The 21,117-nt window shown below is 60.8% G+C and carries 21 protein-coding genes; 10 read left to right on the top strand and 11 right to left on the bottom strand.

The features are described 5' to 3' along the window. Positions 1-42 precede the first annotated feature (42 nt). Entirely contained in the window at positions 43-1,341 is a 1,299-nt protein-coding gene (locus ACFT1A_RS19505; protein ID WP_378448323.1) for a DUF222 domain-containing protein, read from the top strand. 77 nt (positions 1,342-1,418) lie between these two features. Here ACFT1A_RS19505 and ACFT1A_RS19510 read toward each other — a convergent pair whose 3' ends face one another. Beyond that, a complete protein-coding gene (locus ACFT1A_RS19510; RefSeq protein ID WP_378448324.1) occupies positions 1,419-2,117 on the bottom strand; it encodes a type 1 glutamine amidotransferase domain-containing protein in 699 nt (232 codons plus the stop codon). Between the two features lie 216 nt (positions 2,118-2,333). Next, positions 2,334-2,504, bottom strand: coding sequence for a hypothetical protein (locus tag ACFT1A_RS19515; RefSeq protein WP_317555728.1), 171 nt, complete (start codon positions 2,502-2,504; stop codon positions 2,334-2,336). A gap of 154 nt (positions 2,505-2,658) precedes the next feature. Between ACFT1A_RS19515 and ACFT1A_RS19520 the strand changes: the two genes are divergently transcribed. Further along, positions 2,659-3,072 carry a hypothetical protein gene (locus ACFT1A_RS19520; RefSeq protein WP_378448325.1) on the top strand — a complete coding sequence of 138 codons (414 nt, stop codon included), beginning with the start codon at positions 2,659-2,661 and terminating at the stop codon, positions 3,070-3,072. A gap of 15 nt (positions 3,073-3,087) precedes the next feature. Here ACFT1A_RS19520 and ACFT1A_RS19525 read toward each other — a convergent pair whose 3' ends face one another. The 3 genes from ACFT1A_RS19525 to ACFT1A_RS19535 form a co-directional block, all read right to left on the bottom strand. Continuing rightward, positions 3,088-4,362, bottom strand: coding sequence for an RNA polymerase sigma factor (locus ACFT1A_RS19525; protein WP_378448326.1), 1,275 nt, complete (start codon positions 4,360-4,362; stop codon positions 3,088-3,090). Between the two features lie 3 nt (positions 4,363-4,365). After that, positions 4,366-4,794, bottom strand: coding sequence for a YciI family protein (locus ACFT1A_RS19530; RefSeq protein ID WP_378448327.1), 429 nt, complete (start codon positions 4,792-4,794; stop codon positions 4,366-4,368). A 160-nt stretch (positions 4,795-4,954) separates the two neighbouring features. Beyond that, entirely contained in the window at positions 4,955-5,548 is a 594-nt protein-coding gene (locus ACFT1A_RS19535) for a hypothetical protein (RefSeq protein WP_378448328.1), read from the bottom strand. A 93-nt stretch (positions 5,549-5,641) separates the two neighbouring features. On the opposite strand from ACFT1A_RS19535, the gene ACFT1A_RS19540 reads away from it, so the two are divergent. Together ACFT1A_RS19540 and ACFT1A_RS19545 are read left to right on the top strand one after the other, a co-directional pair. Further along, entirely contained in the window at positions 5,642-6,613 is a 972-nt protein-coding gene (locus tag ACFT1A_RS19540) for an alpha/beta hydrolase (protein ID WP_378448329.1), read from the top strand. 9 nt (positions 6,614-6,622) lie between these two features. Continuing rightward, positions 6,623-7,702 (top strand): PucR family transcriptional regulator, encoded by a 1,080-nt coding sequence (locus tag ACFT1A_RS19545; RefSeq protein WP_378448330.1) that lies wholly within the window; start codon positions 6,623-6,625, stop codon positions 7,700-7,702. A gap of 22 nt (positions 7,703-7,724) precedes the next feature. Here ACFT1A_RS19545 and ACFT1A_RS19550 read toward each other — a convergent pair whose 3' ends face one another. After that, a complete protein-coding gene (locus ACFT1A_RS19550; protein ID WP_378448331.1) occupies positions 7,725-8,624 on the bottom strand; it encodes a LysR family transcriptional regulator in 900 nt (299 codons plus the stop codon). Between the two features lie 141 nt (positions 8,625-8,765). On the opposite strand from ACFT1A_RS19550, the gene ACFT1A_RS19555 reads away from it, so the two are divergent. The 3 genes from ACFT1A_RS19555 (at position 8,766) to ACFT1A_RS19565 (ending at position 12,037) form a co-directional block, all read left to right on the top strand. Next, positions 8,766-10,181 (top strand): FAD-binding oxidoreductase, encoded by a 1,416-nt coding sequence (locus tag ACFT1A_RS19555; protein ID WP_378448332.1) that lies wholly within the window; start codon positions 8,766-8,768, stop codon positions 10,179-10,181. A gap of 81 nt (positions 10,182-10,262) precedes the next feature. Next, positions 10,263-10,841, top strand: a complete 579-nt coding sequence (locus ACFT1A_RS19560) for a histidine phosphatase family protein (protein ID WP_378448333.1) — start codon at positions 10,263-10,265, stop codon at positions 10,839-10,841. Continuing rightward, entirely contained in the window at positions 10,841-12,037 is a 1,197-nt protein-coding gene (locus ACFT1A_RS19565) for a winged helix DNA-binding domain-containing protein (RefSeq protein ID WP_378448334.1), read from the top strand. Before ACFT1A_RS19560 ends, ACFT1A_RS19565 begins: the two co-directional genes overlap by 1 nt. Positions 12,038-12,108: 71 nt before the next feature. On the opposite strand, the gene ACFT1A_RS19570 is transcribed toward ACFT1A_RS19565, so the two are convergent. Next, on the bottom strand, positions 12,109-13,788 hold the full coding sequence (locus ACFT1A_RS19570) for a hypothetical protein (RefSeq protein WP_378448335.1): 1,680 nt from the start codon (positions 13,786-13,788) through the stop codon (positions 12,109-12,111). A 169-nt stretch (positions 13,789-13,957) separates the two neighbouring features. Then, positions 13,958-14,617 carry a TetR/AcrR family transcriptional regulator gene (locus ACFT1A_RS19575; RefSeq protein ID WP_378448336.1) on the bottom strand — a complete coding sequence of 220 codons (660 nt, stop codon included), beginning with the start codon at positions 14,615-14,617 and terminating at the stop codon, positions 13,958-13,960. Between the two features lie 162 nt (positions 14,618-14,779). Here ACFT1A_RS19575 and ACFT1A_RS19580 point away from each other — a divergent pair, with 162 nt between their 5' ends. Together ACFT1A_RS19580 and ACFT1A_RS19585 are read left to right on the top strand one after the other, a co-directional pair. Then, on the top strand, positions 14,780-16,255 hold the full coding sequence (locus ACFT1A_RS19580) for an aldehyde dehydrogenase family protein (RefSeq protein ID WP_378448337.1): 1,476 nt from the start codon (positions 14,780-14,782) through the stop codon (positions 16,253-16,255). Then, positions 16,252-16,989, top strand: coding sequence for an SDR family oxidoreductase (locus tag ACFT1A_RS19585; RefSeq protein ID WP_378448338.1), 738 nt, complete (start codon positions 16,252-16,254; stop codon positions 16,987-16,989). The genes ACFT1A_RS19580 and ACFT1A_RS19585 overlap by 4 nt, the downstream gene beginning before the upstream one ends. Before the next feature lie 81 nt (positions 16,990-17,070). Here ACFT1A_RS19585 and ACFT1A_RS19590 read toward each other — a convergent pair whose 3' ends face one another. Beyond that, positions 17,071-17,712: a TetR/AcrR family transcriptional regulator gene (locus ACFT1A_RS19590; RefSeq protein ID WP_378448339.1), complete on the bottom strand. Its 642-nt coding sequence runs from the start codon at positions 17,710-17,712 to the stop codon at positions 17,071-17,073. Between the two features lie 289 nt (positions 17,713-18,001). On the opposite strand from ACFT1A_RS19590, the gene ACFT1A_RS19595 reads away from it, so the two are divergent. Then, positions 18,002-19,351, top strand: coding sequence for a lipase family protein (locus tag ACFT1A_RS19595; protein ID WP_378448340.1), 1,350 nt, complete (start codon positions 18,002-18,004; stop codon positions 19,349-19,351). A gap of 48 nt (positions 19,352-19,399) precedes the next feature. Here the strand turns inward: ACFT1A_RS19595 and ACFT1A_RS19600 are convergent, their stop codons facing one another. Together ACFT1A_RS19600 and ACFT1A_RS19605 are read right to left on the bottom strand one after the other, a co-directional pair. Continuing rightward, entirely contained in the window at positions 19,400-20,257 is an 858-nt protein-coding gene (locus tag ACFT1A_RS19600; RefSeq protein ID WP_378448341.1) for a siderophore-interacting protein, read from the bottom strand. Between the two features lie 21 nt (positions 20,258-20,278). Then, the gene (locus ACFT1A_RS19605; protein WP_378448342.1) at positions 20,279-21,097 is read right to left on the bottom strand and encodes an ABC transporter ATP-binding protein; all 819 of its coding nucleotides are present in this window, start codon (positions 21,095-21,097) and stop codon (positions 20,279-20,281) included. Positions 21,098-21,117 lie beyond the last annotated feature (20 nt).

Genomic DNA, 21,117 nt, shown 5'->3' on the forward strand with positions numbered 1-21,117 from the left:
CGCATGTTCGAGTATTGTTGAGGGAGGGGATCGGGGGATTCAATGAGTGCCTTGTCGTCGGACGTGGTGTCTGGCTCGGCGGTGGGGTTGCGCGGACGCCTATGGCGGTTGTCTTCTGCCGAGTTACGCGCCGCTGCTGTCGAGGCGAGTGCGGAGATTCTTCGGCTCGAAGCCGTTCGGGTGGCGGTAGTGGACGAACTGTCGATGCGTCCGGATGATCAGGTGATTGCCAGCCGCGGCGTGGGTGCGTGGTTGGCGGCGCACACGATGCTGCAGGTTCGGGACGGGAAGAAGATCGCCGCCCTGGGGGCCGCGCTGCGCGCGTTCCCGGCCGTGGCAGCAGGCTTCGATGATGGGGATTGCTCGTTCGATCACGCAGTCTTGATCGTCGCGTTCTGCGAATCCCCGCCGAAAGGCATGCCGGAGGAAGCGCTACCGAAGTGCATCGATCTGTTGTTGGCAGCGGCCTCGGGGGTGGAAGCGACGACGACGAAGGTTCGGCACGTTATCGCGACTTTGGAGCGGGTGTTCGAATCCGATGAGATTCCGCCTGCCGAAGATGTGGATCGCAACGAGCTCCGCATCGCCTCGACGTTGAACGGTCGGGTGGTGGTGCGCGGCGATTTCGACGCCCTCACCGGCGAAATGCTGCTCTCGGCCCTGTCGAATCTGACGATGCCGACCCCAGCGCCGGACGGAACTCCCGATGCCCGGTCGGCAGCGAAGCGGACCGCAGACGGGTTCACCGAACTGATCCGCCGCTACCTCGACTGCGCCAAAACCGGAACCGATGGCGGGCAACGCCCGCACGTGAACGTGCACATCAACGCCCGCGACCTCGCTGAGCATCGAGATTGTGCCGCCGCGCCTTCTGATGGTGAAGAGTCCCCGTCGGATCTCGATGTCGGGCACATGCCATGGCTCGGGCCGCTGTCGGTGTCTCAGACGAGGTTGTTGGGGTGCGATTGCTTCCTGTCGACTGTCCTACTCGACGCTCACGGCGCGCCGTTGGATGCGAGACCCGGAAAACGGTTGGTCAACGCCGAACAACGCGTCGCCCTGATCGCCCGAGACAGGGGTTGCGCGTTCCCGGGGTGTTCATGCGTACCGGCGTGGACCGATGCGCACCACATTAAGCACTGGGCGAACGGCGGCCCGACGGTGATGAACAACCTTGTCCTACTCTGCCGTTCACACCACCGACTGATGCACCGAAAATCCGGGTTCGTCGGAAAATGGGAAATCCGGATCGGCCTCGACAACAAACCGTGGTTCATCCCGCCGCCCTCGATCGACCCGCAGCGGCACCCCAGGCCGGCGAACACCACCTTCAAGACCTGAGAAGAGCTTCTCGGGGACAACAGAACACGGCCCAGCACCGCATCGAGGAGATCTCGATGCGGTGCCAGAAGCCATGCTCAGCCCAAGTCGGCGACGATCCGCTCGGCGAGCGGCTTCGACGACGCCGGGTTCTGACCGGTGTAGAGCTTCCGGTCCACCACGACGTAAGGCGACCAGGCATCAGCCTTCGAGAATTTGCCACCCAACTCGCGCAGTCGAGTTTCGAGCAACCACGGAGCCTTGTCCGCCAGACCAGCCTGCGTCTCCTCTTCATTGGTGAACGAAGTCAGCTGATAGCCGTCGAACAGCCAGCTCCCATCGGATCTCTTCGCCGGCAGGAGCGCCGCCGGTGCGTGACAGACCGCCGAGACCACCTTGTCCGCGTCCAAGAAGTTCACGAGAAGCTCGCCGAAGGATGCCGACACCGCAAGATCTTCCATCGGTCCATGTCCACCTGGCACAAAGACCAAGTCGTAATCGGCGGCGTTTGCGTTCTCGAGAATCTCCGGCGAATCGAGCACCGGCTTCAGATCGGCGATGTACTTGCGCATACGGTCAGCGCCATCTTGCCCGCCGTTGACCTCGGGCGCCAGGCTCCCCTCGTCCACAACGGGGGCTTTACCGCCCGGCGTCGCGATCACGATGTCGTAGCCGGCGTCGACGAAAACGCGATGCGCCTCGACCAGTTCTTCCGCCCAGTACCCGGTCGGGTGGGCAGTTCCGTCGTTCAGCGTCCAGTGATCTGCAGAAGTGACTGCAAACAACAGCTTTGTCATCGCGCAACCTTTCGTCGTAGTCAGGAACCGTCGTAGTCAGGAACCGTCGTATTCAGGAACCCGGGGACACGAAACCCCGGAGAACGCTCCCCTGGATGAAACGCACTCACCGGGAGGGAATTCCGCATCGCCGGTTCCAGTGCGACTTCTCACCAATGGGCCTGGAATCCGTCATACCCACTTTCCCAACTCGGACATCTGCGTCGAACAGCGCGATCAGGCTAAAACGAAGGCCACGGCAAAAAGTGTCCAGGCGGCCGCGAGAACCGTCGACGCGGCGGTAACTACCCCAGTCACCGCAGGTCGAGTACTGCGGTTGCGTGCCGCGATGATTCCGACCGTCATCAAGGTCAGCGCCAACAGGAATGACAGAACCACGATCTTCACCAGCAAACCCTTCGACGTCGGCCAACAGGACCGGAGACTATTTAGATAGTACACAAATAGATCGCGCATTAATTAAACTGAGCATCAGTCAGGTAACTCTTGACAACATTCGATTGGAACTGTCAGGCTGTTCCTGACGAAAGGAGAATTTCTCATGGAAGACCTGATCGAGCACGCTCTGACCGCAAAGATCGATGCTGCCGCTATTACGACGGCCAACGCCGCGATCACCGAGGCCGGCGCTCAGGCGGACAAAATTGTCGGTACGGATCCCTTACCTGGCAGTGCCGAGTGGGAGGCGGAACAAGACACCGATATCCCGGCGCAGCGTCAGATGGCGTGGCAGTTGGCAAGTTTCCGGATTCAACTTGCAGCGGGCATCGATTCGACGGCAAGCGTCATGAGCCTGCGCAGATTCGGCGCAACCTGGGCAACCATCGGCCGTGCAGCCGGAATGACCCGTCAGTCCGCACATGAACGGTGGGGCCGCCGCGTCTCGGACATGCTCGACCCATACGGGGTCGGAATGCCGCCTATGGTGCCGAATGACGATCCGACTGAGTTCTGACTACAAATCGCGTGACTACTGATCCGGCAGCAGCGCATCTGCTTTCGCGACCAGCACTGCACGCTCACGCTCATTCCCAGCCAGCCGGGCCGCTTCGAGGAGTTCGGTTCGAGCTTCCCTGGATCGGCCGAGCTGACTGAGCAACTCACCCCGAACGCTCGGAAGCAGATGGTAGCCGGCCAGTTCACCTGAAGCGACAAGCTTGTCGACGAATTCGAGCGCAGGGGCCGGACCGTATGCCATGGATACCGCCGCCGCATGATTGAGGTCGACCACGGGCGAGGGCGCCAGTTGCGCCAAAGCCTCGTAGAGTATGACGATTTTCTTCCAATCAGTGTCATCGAAAGTTGCTGCTCGAGCATGACATTCGGCTATCGCGGCCTGCAAACCGTAGGGTCCGCGTCCACGCCCGACGGCGTCAGCCCGCTGTAGCGCGGCAAACCCTCGTGAGATCTGAAGGCGATCCCACCGAGTCCGGTCCTGATCCGCAAGCAGGATGGGCTCACCCGTCGAAGTTGTCCTGGCACCGAATCGCGAGGCTGTCAGTTCCATCAACGCGACGAGGCCGTGCACCTCGGATTCCCCCGGGACCAGTTCGGCCAGTATCCGAGCCAGCCGCAGCGCTTCAGCACTCAGATCCGCGCGCATCCACTCGTCCCCGGAGCTGGCCGCATACCCTTCGTTGAACACCAGATACAGCACACCGAGTACAGCGCCCAGTCTTTTCGAAAATTCCTCTCGCCCTGGAACTTCGAATACCGCTTTCGAGGCGGTCAACGCCTTCTTCGCGCGGACTATCCGCTGCTGCACTGTCGCCGTCGGCGTCAGGAATGCTTTGGCAATTTCTTCCGTGGTCAACCCGCCCACTACCCGAAGAGTCAAGGCTACCTGCGCTTTTCGATTCAACACAGGATGACAGGCAATGAACATCAGCCGAAGAACGTCGTCGTCGATCCGATCCGGATCCCAGCTGACGTCATCGAAGTGCGAAGCGTCGTTCTCGAGTTCACGCGCGAAGTGGGCGTAGCGTTCGTCCAACCTCTCGCGTCGTCGCCACCCGTCAATTGCGCGTCGTGTCGCAACAGACGTCAGCCAGGCAGCCGGATTTCGCGGAACCCCGGTGGCAGGCCACTGCTCGACGGCTTCGAGCAGAGCCTGCGCAGCCAGGTCCTCGGCAAGATCAAGGTCTCCGACGGTGCGAGTCAACGTTGCGACTATTTTCGCGGATTCGATACGCCAGACCGCGTCGACAGCCGTTCTCGTTGCTTCTCGCACCGCCTCGTCGGACATGGTTCAGCCTGCGACCGGGCGATCGGTGCCGAGCTCTTCGCGCCAGCCGGCTTCCTGCTGGATGTACTCGTTGTCCTGATCGAAGTCCGACATCTCACTTACCCGGCGCACCTCGAGCTTGCTTCCCGGACCCAACGGGCAGCGCTTTGCCCATTCCAAGGCTTCATCCTTGGTTGACGTCTGAATGATCCAGAATCCCGAGAACAACTCCTTCGTCTCCCCGTACGGGCCGTCGGAAACCAGCGGAGGATCGGACTCGAAATCGACGATGAATCCCTCCTCCATGGCCAGTCCCTCACCGGCCAGCAAGACACCAGCCTTGATCAGGGATTCGTTGTACTGGCCCATCGCGGCGATGATCTCGTCGAAGTCCATGTCCTTGGATGCTTCGATGGCCTCGTCGGTGGAACGCATGATCAGCATGTACTTCATGAGAATCTCCTTCGTTTGTGGGCCGGTCCGTTCGGCCCCTCTGCCTACACGTCGAACGGCGCACTCACCGATCGACAAACTTCCGAAAGTTTTTTTCGAGGACAAAACCGCCAGTCTGGATGCGCTGCTCACGCTATCGGCAGACGGGTCGTCGGGCAGGTCAGAAGTCGAGAAATCCCGGCACAACTTCACGAACGAGGCCGTTCGCGTCAGTGCTCCCGTAGAAATACACCGACCCGTAACCGAATAGGTACTCCTCCGCGAACTCGGCTTGCGACTGCGAACCCACCGGCCACCCCTCGTCATTGATCTGGAACAGGAAACCGTGTCCGTCTGCCTCGACGGCCTCGGCGTAGGACGGTTCGTTCTGGATGAGCACCGGTTGCGGAGCGATCAACACCAATGGCATCACCTCGTCATCCGCGGGAATCTTGATCAACGCCGCGCTCCCCAAGCCCCCATGGCTGCCCGCCGATTCCGCACTTCGCGATGACGGCGCGTGCAGGACCGTGCGAACCCCGATGTCCGGGTACTCGAGGTCGTCGCCTCCGATAGAGAAGCCGCGACGGATGAAAACGGAAAGCTCTCGCGCGCCGAGCCACGGAACCGTGTGTGCCGCAAGCGTCAGAAGGTATTCGTGCGTCTGCACAATCGGCTGACCGGCAAAAACCAGCGGCGGATGTCCACCGATCCGTGCCCCGATTACCGAATCGCTCGGATCCACGCCGAGATGCACTCTGTCCACCGGCGTCATCCTAGGGAGATCCGACGCGAGTCGGACAAAGACTCTCCGATTCCCTACAAATCACTGGTGCCGTGGGTCACATGCAGGCTCGATGATGAACACATGACAACATTCCCCACCATCGACCCCGACCTCGCAGTCGCGCTAAAGATGTTCCCCAAAATCGACTTTTCGGACATCCCCCTTGCGCGAGCCACCTGCGACGCGATGATAGGCCCCGCGTTGGCCGACCTCTCGTACGACGGAGTCACACTTCGCGAACTCTCCGCCCCTGGCCTCGACGGCGACCCGGAGGTCCCAATTCGCTTTCTCACCCCCGATAACACCACCGGCCCTATCCCCGTTCTGCTCTGGATTCACGGCGGCGGAATGGCCACCGGCAGAGCAGAATACAATGATCCTTTCTGCATCGAGGTAGCGCGAGAACTCGGATTCGCCGTCGCCAACGTCGATTACCGCCTCGCCCCCGAGACCCCCTTCCCCGGCCCCATCAACGACTGCTACGCCGCACTCACCTACATACACGCCCATGCAGAGGAACTGGGTATCGATCCCAGCCGCATCGCAGTCGGCGGGCAGAGCGCAGGCGGAGGACTGGCCGCAGGCACTGTACTCAAAGCCCGCGACGAAGGCGTCGTCCCCGTGGCATTCCAATACCTCGACGTCCCTGAACTCGACGACCGCCTGGCGACGGTCTCGATGACGAACTTCGTCGACACTCCGATGTGGAACCGCCCGAACGCCATCTTGTCGTGGAAGTACTATCTCGGCGAGACGTATTCAGGGCCTGAAGATTCTGACGTCTCCATCTACGCTGCGCCGTCCCGGGCCACCGACCTCAGCAACTTGCCCCCGACCTACGTGAGCACCATGGAACTCGACCCACTCCGCGACGAGGGAATCGACTACGCCGTTCGACTGCTCCAGGCAGGCGTCAGCGTCGAGTTGCACTCCTTCCCCGGAACCTTTCACGGGTCGGGACTATTCACGGCCGCCGAAGTAAGCGTACGAGCGGCCGCAGAAACCCTCACGGCGCTTCGGAGAGGGTTGCGTTCGCTGTCACCAGTCTCGTAGCGTTGCTATATGCAAGGACTGATGTACCGGCTTGCTGAGCTCGATGCCGACTCGGCAGGCCTGGTACGTGTCATCGACTACTTCGACACCCTCGTGCGGCACGGCGCCGACACCGCTTCTTTACTTCGCGCGAGCGCGCAGTTGGCGGACTGCGTTGTGGGTATCGAGATCGTGGAACACGGTCGAAGCAAGAAGAATTTGCGCCGTTGTGACCCGCGTGGCCGCTGGTCACCGGAACCCCAGCGCACCCCCAGCACTATCAGAGACATCGCTGTCGACGACGAAGTTCTCGGCACCGTATGGATCGAGCGCCCTGGTACGAACTTGCCGCTCGACGAGATGCTCGTCGACCGGATGGCTCTGACCGCCTCGATAATCTTGCGGCCCCGACGCTTACTGACCGCGACCGAGCACACCTACAACCTCCTGTTCCCGATGGATGAGCTGGCGGTGCTCACCTCGTGCGCAAGTCTCGGACTCGACCCAGCCACACCCGTTCGCGTGATCACATCTGCAGCGCTGCCGATGAATCCCAATACAACTGCACACCTGACCATTTCAAAAGATTGGTCGCCCGGCAAGGCCGCGGGGGTAGAAGCTGACGGAGAGTTTCTGAATCTCGTGACAGCTTCGTTCACAGCGACAACCGAGCTGTCCGAGGGAGCGCTGTCGTTATCCATCCGCGCCGGAATATCCTTGACTGCTGCGGTTTCCGAGGTCAATACAATAATCAGCACTGCACGGTTCGCACGCGCGCAGGCGTCTGAAACAACACCGATCGTGAACGCCGACGACCTCGGCGCCCTCAACCTCCTGGCACCGGGATCGCACATCGATCACTCGAGAATACCGGACTTAGTTCTCGCCAAAGAGATTGGCGATACCAAACAGGGCTTCGAACTACTGGAAACCTTGCGGACGTATCTGCGATCCGGAACATTGAGGGCCACAGCCGATGCCATGCATCTCCACCACAGTAGCGTCGCACATCGATTGACAAAGCTGTCTCAGCACGTCGGGTTCCACGTCGACACCATCGAGAACCGAGCGCGCGCAACGGCGATGATGCTGGTTCTCGATGGCGGATAGGTCCCACCCGGCATCACATGCATTACGCGGTAGTTGACGATCTTTCGCGTTCGGCGAGCGCAACGAACGGTGCAAGTGCAGGATTTGGATTATCCGGGCGATAGGTGACAGCAACATCGAGAGTTGGTTGCTCACCGTTGATCTCGCACAGACGGATACCTGGGATGCGGAGCATCCGCGCCCGACCCTGCGGGATCGGTGCAATTCCCACTCCGTCCGATACCGCATGCAGGACCTGCTCATCGTCAGCTTCGAATCGAACGATATTGGGAGTTCCGTCCGGCCAAAGCTGTTCGAGAGTACGCGAATACATCCCCGGAGCGTTTGCCTCGGGCCAGAACACGACAGGGATGCCCACCAGGTCTCCGAGGTCGAGTGTCGCTCGATCCCCGAACGGATGATCCGCGGGCACCGCAATCAGAATGGGTTCGGTGTCGAGGACGATCAGGGGAAGTTCGCGATCGCCGTCATCGAGTGGTGGGCGGACAACCGCGATATCGACTGCTCCGTTTCGGACGAGATCAACTGTCTGCGCCGAAGTGCCACGATGGACGACGACCTCCACCCCCGGGTAGAGCTTTCGATAGGTGCTGACCAGATCCGCGACTGTGCCGCCTGCCCACGAACGCGTGTACGCGATGCGCAATTCTCCATCCACTCCGCGCGCAGCCAATCGAATTCGTTCGACCGCCCGGTCCGCACACCCGAGCAAGAAGCGCGCCTCTCGCACCGCCACTCGGCCGGCATCGGTGAAGGTGAACTGCGGACCTCGACGATCCACCAACGGCACACCGAGTTCGCGCTCGAGAACCTTGATCTGCTGGCTGAGTGCCGACTGCGCTACGTGGACGTTCGCGGCGGCGCGAGTGAAGCTGCCATGATCCGACAGAGCGATCAGATAGCGGGCGCGCTGCAGGTTCATACGGCGATTATAAGAAGAACAGATGGTGGTGTCACTACTTGGTCTTGGACAGGGCATCACCTGAGGTCGGAGGATCGAGCTCACGATGCTCCACCGCTTGTCTCCTGAAAAATTGTCACCCGAACGATCACAAGGTTGCACATGAACCCCCGAACACTCGTCGAACCGCGCGAACCTGGAACGGACGCGAGGCTCCTCGACGCCATCGCGGAGATCGTCGGCAAAGCACATGTCCTCACCGATCCCGAACTGATCGAGGGCTACACGCGCGACTGGACGGGACGATGGATCGGCGACGCGATCGCGGTCATCCGTCCTGGTAACACTGCCGAAGTGTCTGCGGTCCTTCGAGCATGCTTCGACGCGGGGGTACCTGTGACGCCCCAAGGCGGCAACACCGGCCTGGTCGGTGGCGGAATCGCCTCGGCCGGGTCCGTGGTGCTGAGTACCAGGCGTTTGGAAACGATCGAGTCCGTCGATCCCATCGGCCGAACAATCGCAGCCGGCGCCGGCGTGACCGTTGCTCGCGCCGACCTGGCCGCATCTGCACACGGACTCCGGTTCGGAATCGATTTGGCATCAAAGGAATCCGCGACACTCGGCGGCATCGTCGCTACCAACGCCGGTGGCACGCGTATGGTCCGATACGGCAATACGCGGGCACAGATACTCGGTATCGAGGCAGTGCTCGCCGACGGCTCCGTCTTGAGCAGATGGACGCCACTCGTCAAAGACAACGTCGGATACGACATTCCAGGTCTTCTTGCCGGTAGCGAGGGAACTCTTGCCGTCATCACCAAAGTCCTGATGAAGCTGGTCACCCCCGCAACCGACACCCAGGTCGTACTCGCCGGGGTAAGCGACGTCGATCAAGCGTTGCATCTGTGTAATCGCGTGCGCCAGAGCGGATTGACCGTCGAAGCCGCCGAAATCATGACTGACGACGGCATCGACCTCGTCTGCGCACACACCGACGCCCGTCGTCCGTTCGGCGCCCCTTCGCCGATGTACACACTCATCGAGGTGTCGTCGCCGCGCGAGACGGAAGAGTCACTCCTCGAAGTTCTCTCCGAATCTGCCGATCTCATCGAGGACGCGACGGTCGAACCTGGACCCGCTCGAAAACTGTGGACCCTGCGGGAGAGTCACACCGAAAGCATCAGCGCTTCGTCGACGACACCGGTTGTAAAGCTGGACATCTCCGTGCCCTTGTCCGTGATGGGCATGTTCATCGGGAACCTTCGAGAGACGTTGGACGAGCGATTCCCCCTCGTGCGGCCAATCTTGTTCGGGCACTTCGCCGATGGAAACATTCATGTGAACCTTCTGGACGCCGATCCAGGGGTCGCACACGAACTGACCGATACGGTGTTCCAACTCGTCGCCGACCACCATGGAAGCATCAGCGCCGAGCACGGGATAGGTCGCGCGAAGTCTCCGTGGATAACGCTGGGACGCACGAAGACCGACATCGCCGCGATGCAGTTGATCAAATCGTCCTGGGACCCGCGTGGAATCCTCAATCCTGGAATACTGTTGCCGGAAAAGGTCGGGTAAGCAAGAAGGCGGTCGCGTGCAGGATCTTTACGTCGTCACTCATCCTCATGCCGAACACACAGCGCAGGACGTAGTCGGCGGTTGGCACAAAATTCGGTTCTCACCCCTGCCGGTCTCCGCGATGCAGATTTGATCGCCGAAGCGCTGAAACGCCGACGCACAGGAACTTCGCGCCCGATCCGCATAACCTCGTCCGACCTCGATCGTTGCACCGAGACATCCACGATCATCGCCCGGACACTCGGCACTCCGGTGACAACGGATTCACGATTGCGCGAAATCAGCTTCGGAGAAGCCGAAGGACGCCCGAACTCGTGGCTCGCCCAGCGCCAGGTGCCGGCTCCCGACAACAACCGTCTCGATCACCGTGGCCCCGTTGCCGGTGCCGAGACTCGTCGCGAAATCGCATCGAGGGTCGGCGAGTGCATTCGCGAACTGATGAACGATCTCGATCACGATCACATCGTCGTAACACACGGCTTTGCACACACATTCGTCGTCTCCGCCTGGCTGCAGCTGCCTGTCGAAGCGGCCGGCTTTGCAACCTTCGCGACCACACCGGGTGCCATCACGCATCTCCGACACGACGACTACTGGCGTAATCGAACTCTCGCGCAACTAGCCGATACCTCGCACCTGGACTGTGGCACGATGGCTTGATGCGCCATGTCTCCGACAATGAACGCCGTGCACGCATGGGCATACGTCATGCGCTTGCTCCCTCATTCCGAGTCGATTCTCCGGAAGCTGCGACTCGGGCGATGACGGTGCTTCACGCCACCGAGTCGGCGACGGTCTATCTGTCTTGCTGGGCGAGGGTTCGATCCTTGGACGCCGCCGACGTCGACAGCGCCCTGTACGACCAACGCAGTCTTGTGAAGCAATTGGCCATGCGCCGCACGCTCTTCACCTTTCCCCGAGACTTGCTAACGGCCGCGTGGTCGAGTGTGTCCGCCCGCGTCGCCAACACCGAGCGCGCCAGAATGTCCAAGGATGTAGTCAAAGCCGGACTCGCCGTCGACGGCAACGAGTGGCTCGATCGCGCACGCTCCGAGGTATTGACACTGCTCACCGATGCACCTGAAGGGCTTTCAGCGCTGGAGGTCCGTCAGGCAGTGCCGATGATCGATGTGAAGGTCGAGGGCTCGGCAGGTGAAATCTGGTCGGCGCCCAGGGTTCTCACTCACCTAGGGGCGACCGCGGACATCATGCGCGGCACCAACACCGGCCGCTTCCCCATCTCACGCCCACTGTGGACTCTCACTCGGCACTGGCTCGACGACGCCCCCGCGGACCTCAACCCCGCCGAACTCGAACCCGGGGACGGATACCGAGAAATCGTCCGGCGCTGGCTCTACACCTTCGGACCGGGGACGGAAGACGACATCGTCTGGTGGCTGGGCTCGACGAAGACGGTCGTCCGGGCCGCCCTCGCCGAACTCGACGCCGTTGCAGTCTCACTCGACGGGGGCGGCACCGGTTGGTTGCTACCGGATGATGTCGCCGAAGTATCCGATCCGGGGCCCTGGGTGGCGCTCTTACCGGTGCTCGACCCCACGATCATGGGTTGGAAGGACCGCGACTTCTATCTCGGTCCACACCGCAACCAACTCTTCGACACCCGCGGTAACGCCGGCACCACAGCATGGGTCGATGGTCGCGTCGTAGGTTGCTGGATCCAGGACGAAGCGGGTGCGGTGCAGGTTCGATTGCTCGAGACCGTGCCGGCATCTGCACGACGCTCTCTCGACGCCGAGGCAGCGCGCCTCACCGAGTGGCTGGGCGGCGTCAAGATCGGCACCGGTTACGTCTCGCCGGCGATGAAAGGTATGACGACTGCACTGGCAATCGGCTGAGCGACAATCACTGTCGCCCAGCCGATCCTGTCATGCCAACTACTCGTCATACCAACTACTCGTCATACCAACTACCGAGTCGGTGCATCTTCCGGAGGCAGCAAGTGAGCGCATGTCTCTGCACCGGCCGCACGCGCTACTCTCTCCGCCGGATAACCACCCGCGAGTTCCTCACGGGGAGTGCTGTCGAGCGCAAGCAGGGCGTCGCCCATGACCAGCGTCTGCTGGTGCATCCGTTCGAAGTCGATCGCGTCGGCGCCGAACGACGGAGCCCACAGCGACCACGGGCCGGAGATTCCTCCAATGGTCGGAATCAGTCGATTGTGGAAGCTGGTACCGAGGCCACCGAAGCTGCAGAACATGGGAACCCGAGTCGGTTGCGGCCGGTCGAAGCCCCGCAGAACTGCCGTCCGATCGAGGGGATGAGATTTGACCGCTGCGACCAATGCGTTGACCAGTGCTGGACTTTCAGTTCCGGCAAACCACGAGTACGGTTCGCCGGCCCCGGTAAATTCGAGCCTCTGACCAGGTCCATCAGTTCGATCGACGGGCAGAATCTCGCGTGTACCCATGTGCTCCACGGAGAAGTCGAAGGCGACGGATCCGCTGTCGTATTCCTTGTCCAGTTCCGTCGCGTACCGATCCGTTCCCTCTCGCGACATATGCAGATGTGCACTGGCAAAGACGAACTCGTAGGTTCGCGGACGGCATTCGAGCGGCAGACGCGAAAGATACTGTGCAAGTGCCAGAACTGCAGCGCTGCCATTCTCCTGCACCCAGGTTGCCCCGTCGGTGTGGGTGTTGATCACGATCCTTTCCTGACTCTGCCCGGGGATCGTGGCGATCAGGTTTCGAGTGGGAGCAGAATCGACGTCCGCCAGAACTGAGATCTTCGCTTCGGTTCCGGACTCCGCCAACTGCTTGAGCCGGACAGCTTCGTCGATACCCGCCCACACCGCGGGCACGGTGAAGTGTGTGCCGTTGTGCGGGTCGAAGTAGCCTTGAATCTGTTCCGCAGGAACGTTCCACGCGAGGATCAGCCCGGCTGCGCCAGCGAGTCCTGCTGCCAGCGGGTCTTTTCCGAGCTCGGCAGTGAACGGCCGTTCGTAGTCACCCGCCAGCGGAAAGTCGGGTGTCATGTAGTGAGAGAATGCAGCAAAGGTCGCATAGGGCACTGCCGGAGTCTGGACGTCGCGAATCACGATGCGCCCCTTCGAGTTCTCCGGTGTGATCGCGGTGCCGGGTGGAAGATAGACCAGTGGGGCCGTGCGGCCTTCGTCGCCCGTAGGCAGTGAGTACGGGACTGCGCCTGCGGTTCGTAGAACCTCGGGTGCAGTATCCGGCTGCAACACCGCCAGCTTGCCGGCCGCCACAAGGTCGCGGCCAGGGCCGTCTGTCGCCAGTGGCGACGGCTGCCAGCGCTTGATTTGATATTCGTCCGATGCGGTCTCGACGCCAGGTAGAGCACGCATGCTGTCTTCGACCCAGTCGATCATGCTCTCGTGCTCGGCGCTTGCCGTCGATCGGAGACCGAAGCCGGCAATCTTTGCATTGAGGTCGCGCAGATCGTCAGCCGTGGCGAACGATGCCGGGTCGATCGACTCGGGGCAGGCCGCAACAGGGCCCGTCGAGCCGAACGAGCCGACGGAACCGGTTGAACCAGTGAATGGTTCCGCGTTCGCTTGGGCGACGCTCGTGATTACGAGAAGTGCGGATGCCGCAATCGCGGGTATCACGCGACGAAGGATCATGAGGGAGTCTTTCTGTTCGAGCCATAAAAGTTACAGGCGTTTCTTTTATACAGGTTCGTATGACGCAAGTCACGCAGAACTTCTTCGAGACGCACCATCCAGGCACTTCTCGACCCGGCAAGGCACAGTTCGACTCAGCTCAGTTCGACACTGCTCAGTGCGACACGGCTCAGTTCGACACGGCTGAAAGCATGGCTTCGACCCACACGCCGGCCTCTGCCGACAGAGCCTCGATCGACCCGCTTCCCGGCTCGTCGAGCACATCGGACGCGAGCTGCCGAATGGCATATACGGCTCCGACATACGCACTCAGCGGAACTCGCGGATTGCCGGGAGCGCGCTCACGCTCCGCCTTGAGCACCTCGGACATCCCGACCAGCGCTGCCCTTCGTTGCACGCGCGCGCGTCGCCCGAGCGCATCCATCTCGACTTGAAATGCTCGTGCCACAACAGGATCTGCATTCAACGCCGTGAGGTAACCCTCGACCACATCGGAGATGGCGTGGCGCTCCCAGGTGAAAGAGCCGACCGGCAAGATCCCACGAATACGAGTGAGCAGCACTTCGATAAACCTGCCGTACGCGGCAAAGACGCACGCATCCTTGTCGGGAAAACACTCGTAAAAAGCGGCCGGCGAAATCTTTGCTCGCTTGGCAATCTGACGTACCCCGACACCCTGATAGCCCGACTCCGCCATCAGTTCCGTCGTAGCGATCATCAACCGCTCACGCTGCGCAGTCAGAACGTCTTCCCTGCTCAGTTCATGCCTACCTCGCGGCAAATCCGGCGGCGTAGTGAAGAACACGCCCTCGGTAATTCTCGCCGTCACCACCCCGCCTCTCACCGCCGCGTTCTCGACTTGACCAAAGTGAGAGTAGCCAACGGGCTCCGCCGGTGACGGAGAGGCCAGTTCGACAGCCAATCATCGACAAGTGTACGAAACGTACAGTACAGTTATCTTCGTCAGCGACTGACCGATCTAGGAGGTTCGATGGAGGGTCAAGCAGTTCGTGAATACGGTGCGTTCATCGATGGATCGTTCCGAGCCATGGGCACATCCACATTCGAGGCACGCGACGCCGCTTCCGGCGCTCTGCTCGCCACACTGTCCCGATGCGGGGCAGAAGAAATCAATGATGCGGTCGAAGCCGCCGGACGGGCATTTCCGGCGTGGGCAGGCCTGACGACCGAAGAACGGTCCGCACAAATCTTGCAGTTTGCCGCACTGGTGGAGGAACGAACTGAAGAGCTTGCCCAACTCGAGTGCATGGACACCGGGCGACACATCAGGGAGATGCGAGAAGACTATCGGGCCGCAGTGTCGCACCTACGATACTTTGCATCAGTTTCGTTGGCGCACCACGGTTTCGGCCGCGAGTTGGCCTCGGGATATCTGGTTGCGAAACGGGTGCCCTTGGGCGTGTGCGGACAGATCATTCCCTGGAACGATCCCGTTGTGATGGCGGCATTCAAGATTGCTCCCGCTCTCGCTGCCGGAAACACCGTCGTACTCAAACCTGATGAAAATGCCTGTGTTTCAGTCATGGAACTGGCGAGGATCGCCGCCGAAGTGTTCCCGAAAGGCGTTCTCAATGTTGTACCCGGCCTCGGCGAAGAGGCCGGCGCAGCCCTGATCGGTCATCCGAAAGTCAGCAAACTCGCTTTCACCGGGAGCACCGAAGTCGGCCGGCTGGTGGCACACGCCGCAGCAACCCGACTGATCTCGACCACTCTCGAACTCGGCGGCAAGAGTCCGAGCATCGTCTTTCCTGACATCGACGACGTCGATGCGGTAGTCGCAGACGCGACCTCTGGTGTCCTGATGTGCAATGGTCAATCCTGCTTGGCTGGAACACGTCTGTTCATCCACGAGGATATCTACGACACCTTCGTGGAAAAACTGGTCGCCACATTCCGATCGTTGCGAGTCGGGCCGCCTCTGAGCGAAGACACCGAACTGAGTGGCTTGATTCACCGAGAACATGCCGATCGCGTGATCTCGATGATCAATTCCGGTATCGAAGAAGGCGCACAACTACTTACCGGTGGCAAACGAACAGTAGTGCGGGGATTCGAAGCCGGAAACTTCGTCGAACCGACAATTCTGGAGGTCACGAACTCGATGCGAATTGCGCAGGACGAAATCTTCGGACCTGTTTTGTGCGTCCTCAAGTGGAACAATTACGAGCAAGTGATCACAGAAGCGAACGACACTCCATACGGGCTCGCTGCTGGGATCTATACGTCGAACTTGAAGAACGCGATGGAAACCGCCGATCGTCTTGCGGCCGGATGTATCTGGATCAATCAGTATTTCAACCTGGGAGGCGGCGTTCCCTTCGGAGGATTCAAGGAAAGCGGTCTCGGGCGAGAGTTCTGCCTCGAAACGCTCAACGAATACATCCAACTCAAATCGATCGCTGTAGTCACGTCGACTCCCCTGTCAAAGCAAGGAATCACAAGTTGAACATCACGGGAAATACCATCTTCATTGCCGGCGGAACCTCCGGAATCGGCCTCGAACTTGCACTGGCATTGCAGAACGAGGGGAACAAGGTAATCATCGGTGGACGGCGATCCACTCTGCTGCAAGAGATCTCGAGCGAGCATCCGAAGATCAGTACCGTCGTCATCGATGTAGACGACACGAATTCCATCCGAGAGGCGTATGAATCTGTCACACAAGACTTTCCCGACCTGAACGTCCTTGTGACAATGTCGGGAATCATGTACCCGGAGGATCTGAAAAGCCCGGACTTCCTCGACGTCGCCGAGCGAACGATCACGACGAACCTACTCGGGACAATTCGACTGGCCGGCCAGTTCATTCCGCATCTGTTGACGAAGCCCACCGCCACCATCATCACTGTGTCATCCGCCGTCGGCTTCGTCCCGCTACCCATCACTCCGACCTACAACGCGACGAAAGCTGCTGTTCATCTCTTCACCGAGAGCATGCGAGTTCAACTCGCCGGTACTTCGATCCAGTGCATCGAGCTCATCCCACCGGGCGTCCGCACCACACTGATGAACCAGGAGAACTCGGAATCGGCCCTACCCCTTGACGATTACATCGCAGAAACCATTGCTCTATTGAAAGCTGACGACAACGCCACGGAGATTGTGGTCGAGGCCGCCAAGCCACTTCGCCATGCCGAGGTCAACGGTGAGTACCAGAACGTGCTGAAAATGCTCAGCTGACGGTGCCGAGTTGACACGCATAGCAACGCTGGAGAGGGCAGTTCGCCCTCTCCAGCGCAAGGATTCCAACGGATAACCCTCTTAGGTATCGCTCCGGAGTCCACGAACTGCATGATCGATGATCGAGCGCACCGTGTTGTCGTCGATACTCGCGTGCCCCACCAACATCCGGTAGACCAAGGGTCCGAAGAAGAGATCGATCGCTTCCTCGATCTCGATGTCGTCGCGGAAGTATCCGGACTCCACACATCGGCGAATCAGTTCGGCGAAGCCGCGACGACGTTCGTCGAGGAAGAAGGTACGGAAGTATGCCGCCGTCGTCGGGTCGTTGGCACACGCGCCGACAAGTTCAGCGAAGATCGAACCGAGCGGTCCTCCGTAGAACTTTCCGATGTCCCCGAGGTAGTCGTTCAAATCGGCTTGCGCACTGTCAGACTCCGGAAACGTCAAGTGCCGGGCCATGAGCACACCGAACGCTTCAGCGGCGATCGCCTGGCGCGACGGCCAGTGCCGATACAGAGTTACCTTGCTGACGCCCGATTGTTCGGAGATCGCGTCAATGGTCGCGGCCTTCATCCCACCGGACTTCAGAAGGGATTCCGCCGATCGGAGGGCCTTCTCGTGGGCCACTTCACTACGTGTGCCACTTGGAGGAGTGAGCAATCCCGTCTCGGTGTTGCCGGGATTGCGAGACACCCCCTCGCTGGGAGTGCGTTTGCCCATGCGTCCTCCTTTGCCCGTCAACCCCTTGCAGCACAGGGGCTTTGTTGATGTCGAGCGCATACGGCCCGAGGCACCCGATGGATGCGATAGCTACTAGTCGTATCGTACACATGACAGCAGAATGGGAGCCTTAGGGCAGCTGATCATCACTCAAAGCCATTGCATCCAAATCTGATTCGAATGAACAAGACAAACCCCCTCGTTTATTACTCAAAAGTAAGATAACGTGTGGGCGCCATCACAACAGTTCGTCAAGCGCACAGTGACATACGAAATCGAGGGGTCGGCCGTGGCATCAAGGATTCTCTTTCGGGGAGTGGTGGCACTGACAGCCATTGCACTCACGGGCATCACAGCACCAACTGTCGCCGCGCAACCGTCGGCAGATCCCTTCTACCAGTACGACGGTTCGGCACCGCTGTCTTCGTATCAGCCTGGGGCCGTTCTCAAAACGAGAACCTTGCCCTATCACGTCGTCAACATCCCCACCCCGCTTCAGTCCGTACAGGTGCTGTACCGATCGACCGACGCTCTAGGCCGGCCGTCTGCGAATGTCACCTCGATTCTTCGACCGCCCAACGCCCAGCCGGACAAAGTCGTCTCGTTCCAGTCGGCTTACGACTCACTGAACCCAGAAGACGGGCCGTCACGGGCCGTCGCGGGGGACACCCCGATCGGCAGCCTGACCACCAGTGGACGCAATGTCGCCTTCGGCGGGACTCTCGCTTCCGGCGAAGCCGTCATGTTCGGTCCTCTACTGGCGCTGGGCTACACCGTCGTCATTCCCGACACCGAGGGCCCGAACGCAGACTTCGCGGCGGGACCCGAGTACGGGATGATGACTCTCGACTCCCTCCGCGCCGCTCGCAACACTCCCGAGACAGGCATCGGCGACTCAGCCGAGATCGGACTGATGGGGTACTCGGGCGGTGCAATAGCCACCAATTGGGCGTCCATCCTCGCACCGGACTACGCCCCGGACATCAACGAAGACCTGATCGGCGCGGCCCAGGGTGGACTGTTGGTCAACCCGGCAAACAATCTCCGGTACGCGAACGGAAGTATCGGTTGGGCAGGCGTTGTCGGGATGGCAGTCGTCGGACTCGCCCGTGCTTACGACATCGATTTCGATCCGTACATCAGCGATCGGGGACGTGAACTCCTGCCCCGCCTCGAGGACGCCTCGATCGGGAACGTGATCCTGCAGTATCCGGGAGTCACCTGGCAGGACATTGCCAAACCGGAGTACGCCAATCCCAACTCGGTATCCGAGTACGTCGACGTCGCAAACAAGGTCAACATGGGCAGCGCGCCGATACCCACCATCCCGATGTTCATTGCCCAGGCGGCAAACGGAGTTCTCGAAGGCACCCAGCCAGGTGGACCCGGCGTCGGCCCTGGCGACGGCGTCATGGTTGCCGGGGACGTCCGCACACTCGCCACTCGTTACTGCGACGCAGGTCTACCCATCCAGTACGACCAGTACGACACCATCAGTCACGTTCCCGGTGGCGCGCTGTGGCTCCCCGGCGCCATAACCTGGCTCAACGACCGTTTCAACGGGAACCCAGCGCCGAACAACTGCTCGAACATCGCACCGGGCAACTCGCTGGCGCCGGAAGAGCACGCGGTGGGCTGAACAATCCAACCGACGTCGTCAGATCCCGTGTCGTCAGATCCCGCGTCATCAGATCCCGATTGCCAGATCGTCGATATCTGCAAGCGTGCCGCCGCTTTCGAGGATGCTCGTGTAGTTCCGAAGTCGGTTCTGATCGATCTCGGTGGTGCTGACCCCGCGCTTCCAGTAGCCGAAGACAACCACGTCATCCTTCGCCAGGCCGACGGTCTTTCGGAAATGCGCTCGGATGGAACGCATCTCGTCCCGCTCCCCGGCTCCCCACACCGCGTAGTCCCCCGGATTCTCGAGCTCGAGAGCATACTCGGCGAGGCGTTCCTCGACGTGGTGCAATTCGAGGCCGGGGATCACGGGCAGTTCCGCGAACGCCTCGGCGTCACCGGTGGCGACCCAGCCGACGCCGGTCAGACCCTCGGGCCACTGAAGCAGAATCGAATAGAGAGCGGGTATTGCGGTGTCGTCGGCGAACAGCGCGACGCGGCGACCAGCGATCTCGGGAACGAGGAAGTGCGGGCGAGGACCGGTGAGCGAGAACGAGTCACCCACACGGCGCTCGTCGGCCCACCTCATCATCGGACTGGTGTGCCCGTGCAGCACGACGTCGAAAGTCATCGAACCACTCGACGCGTCGAACGTGCGCACTGTGTAAACACGAGAAACGTCGTCGTATCGCGGACCTAGCTGGATGCGAAATGCGACGTTGGGGCGCAACCAATTCGGGTCGTCCGCCGACGAGGTCAAGTGGACCGTGATGCGCAGGATGCTCTCGGTCGGGCGTTCGACGCGTTCGACAACGGCGACCACGTCGTTGAGGCCACGGTCATGATCTTCGCCGCGTGGCGCTTTTGCCGACGCAGTGGTTTCAGTTTCTTCGGGTCGGGATTCTTCAGGTCTAGGTGTGGTGGTCATCGTTTTCTCCTGATCGTGGTTTCAGCTTTGGACGGGTAGCGGGGTGACAGGTCGGCGATCTCGCGGAACAACAAGTGGCCGTCCGGTTTCCGGATCTTCGAGAACCAGAGCCTCGAGGTCGAACACTTCGCGCAACAACTCGGGGGTGAAGACCTCCGAGGCACTGCCCTGCATGACGATTTTTCCGGACCGCATCGCGACCACATGAGTGGCATATCTGGCCGCGAGGTTCAGGTCGTGCAGGACCGCGACCAATGTTCGACCGGACTGGTGAAGTTGGGAACAGAGGTCGAGAACTTCGATCTGATGGGCGATGTCGAGAAAGGTGGTCGGCTCGTCGAGCAACAACACCGGGGTGCGCTGCGCGAGGGTCATGGCAATCCACACCCGCTGTCGTTGCCCACCACTCAGTTCGTCCACCAATTGATCTGCTGCATCGCGCATTCCGACCTCGGTCAGCGCCTCGGAGACAACTCGCTCGTCTTCGGGTGACCATTGGCGCAGCATGCTCTGGTACGGATATCGGCCGCGGGAGACGAGGTCGGCGACACTGATCGCTCCGGGGGAAAGCGGGGACTGCGGCAACAGAGCGATTCGCCGGGCCACTTCTTTGGTGCGGTAGGACCGAATATCGTTACCGCCTAGCACAACCCGGCCCGATCGGGGTGTGAGCATTCTGCCGAGCGCTCGGAGCAGAGTCGACTTGCCGCACCCGTTCGGTCCGACGACCACGGTAAACCCGCCGTCGGGGATCTCGAGACTCAACTCGTCCACGATGGTTCGATCGGCGTACCGAAGCTCGATCTTCTCGGCGCGCAGCCTTGATGTCGGAGTGGTCATGAATCTCTTTCGTAACGAGG

Source organism: Rhodococcus sp. NPDC057135, from assembly GCF_042670865.1.
GTDB lineage: Bacteria > Actinomycetota > Actinomycetes > Mycobacteriales > Mycobacteriaceae > Rhodococcus_F.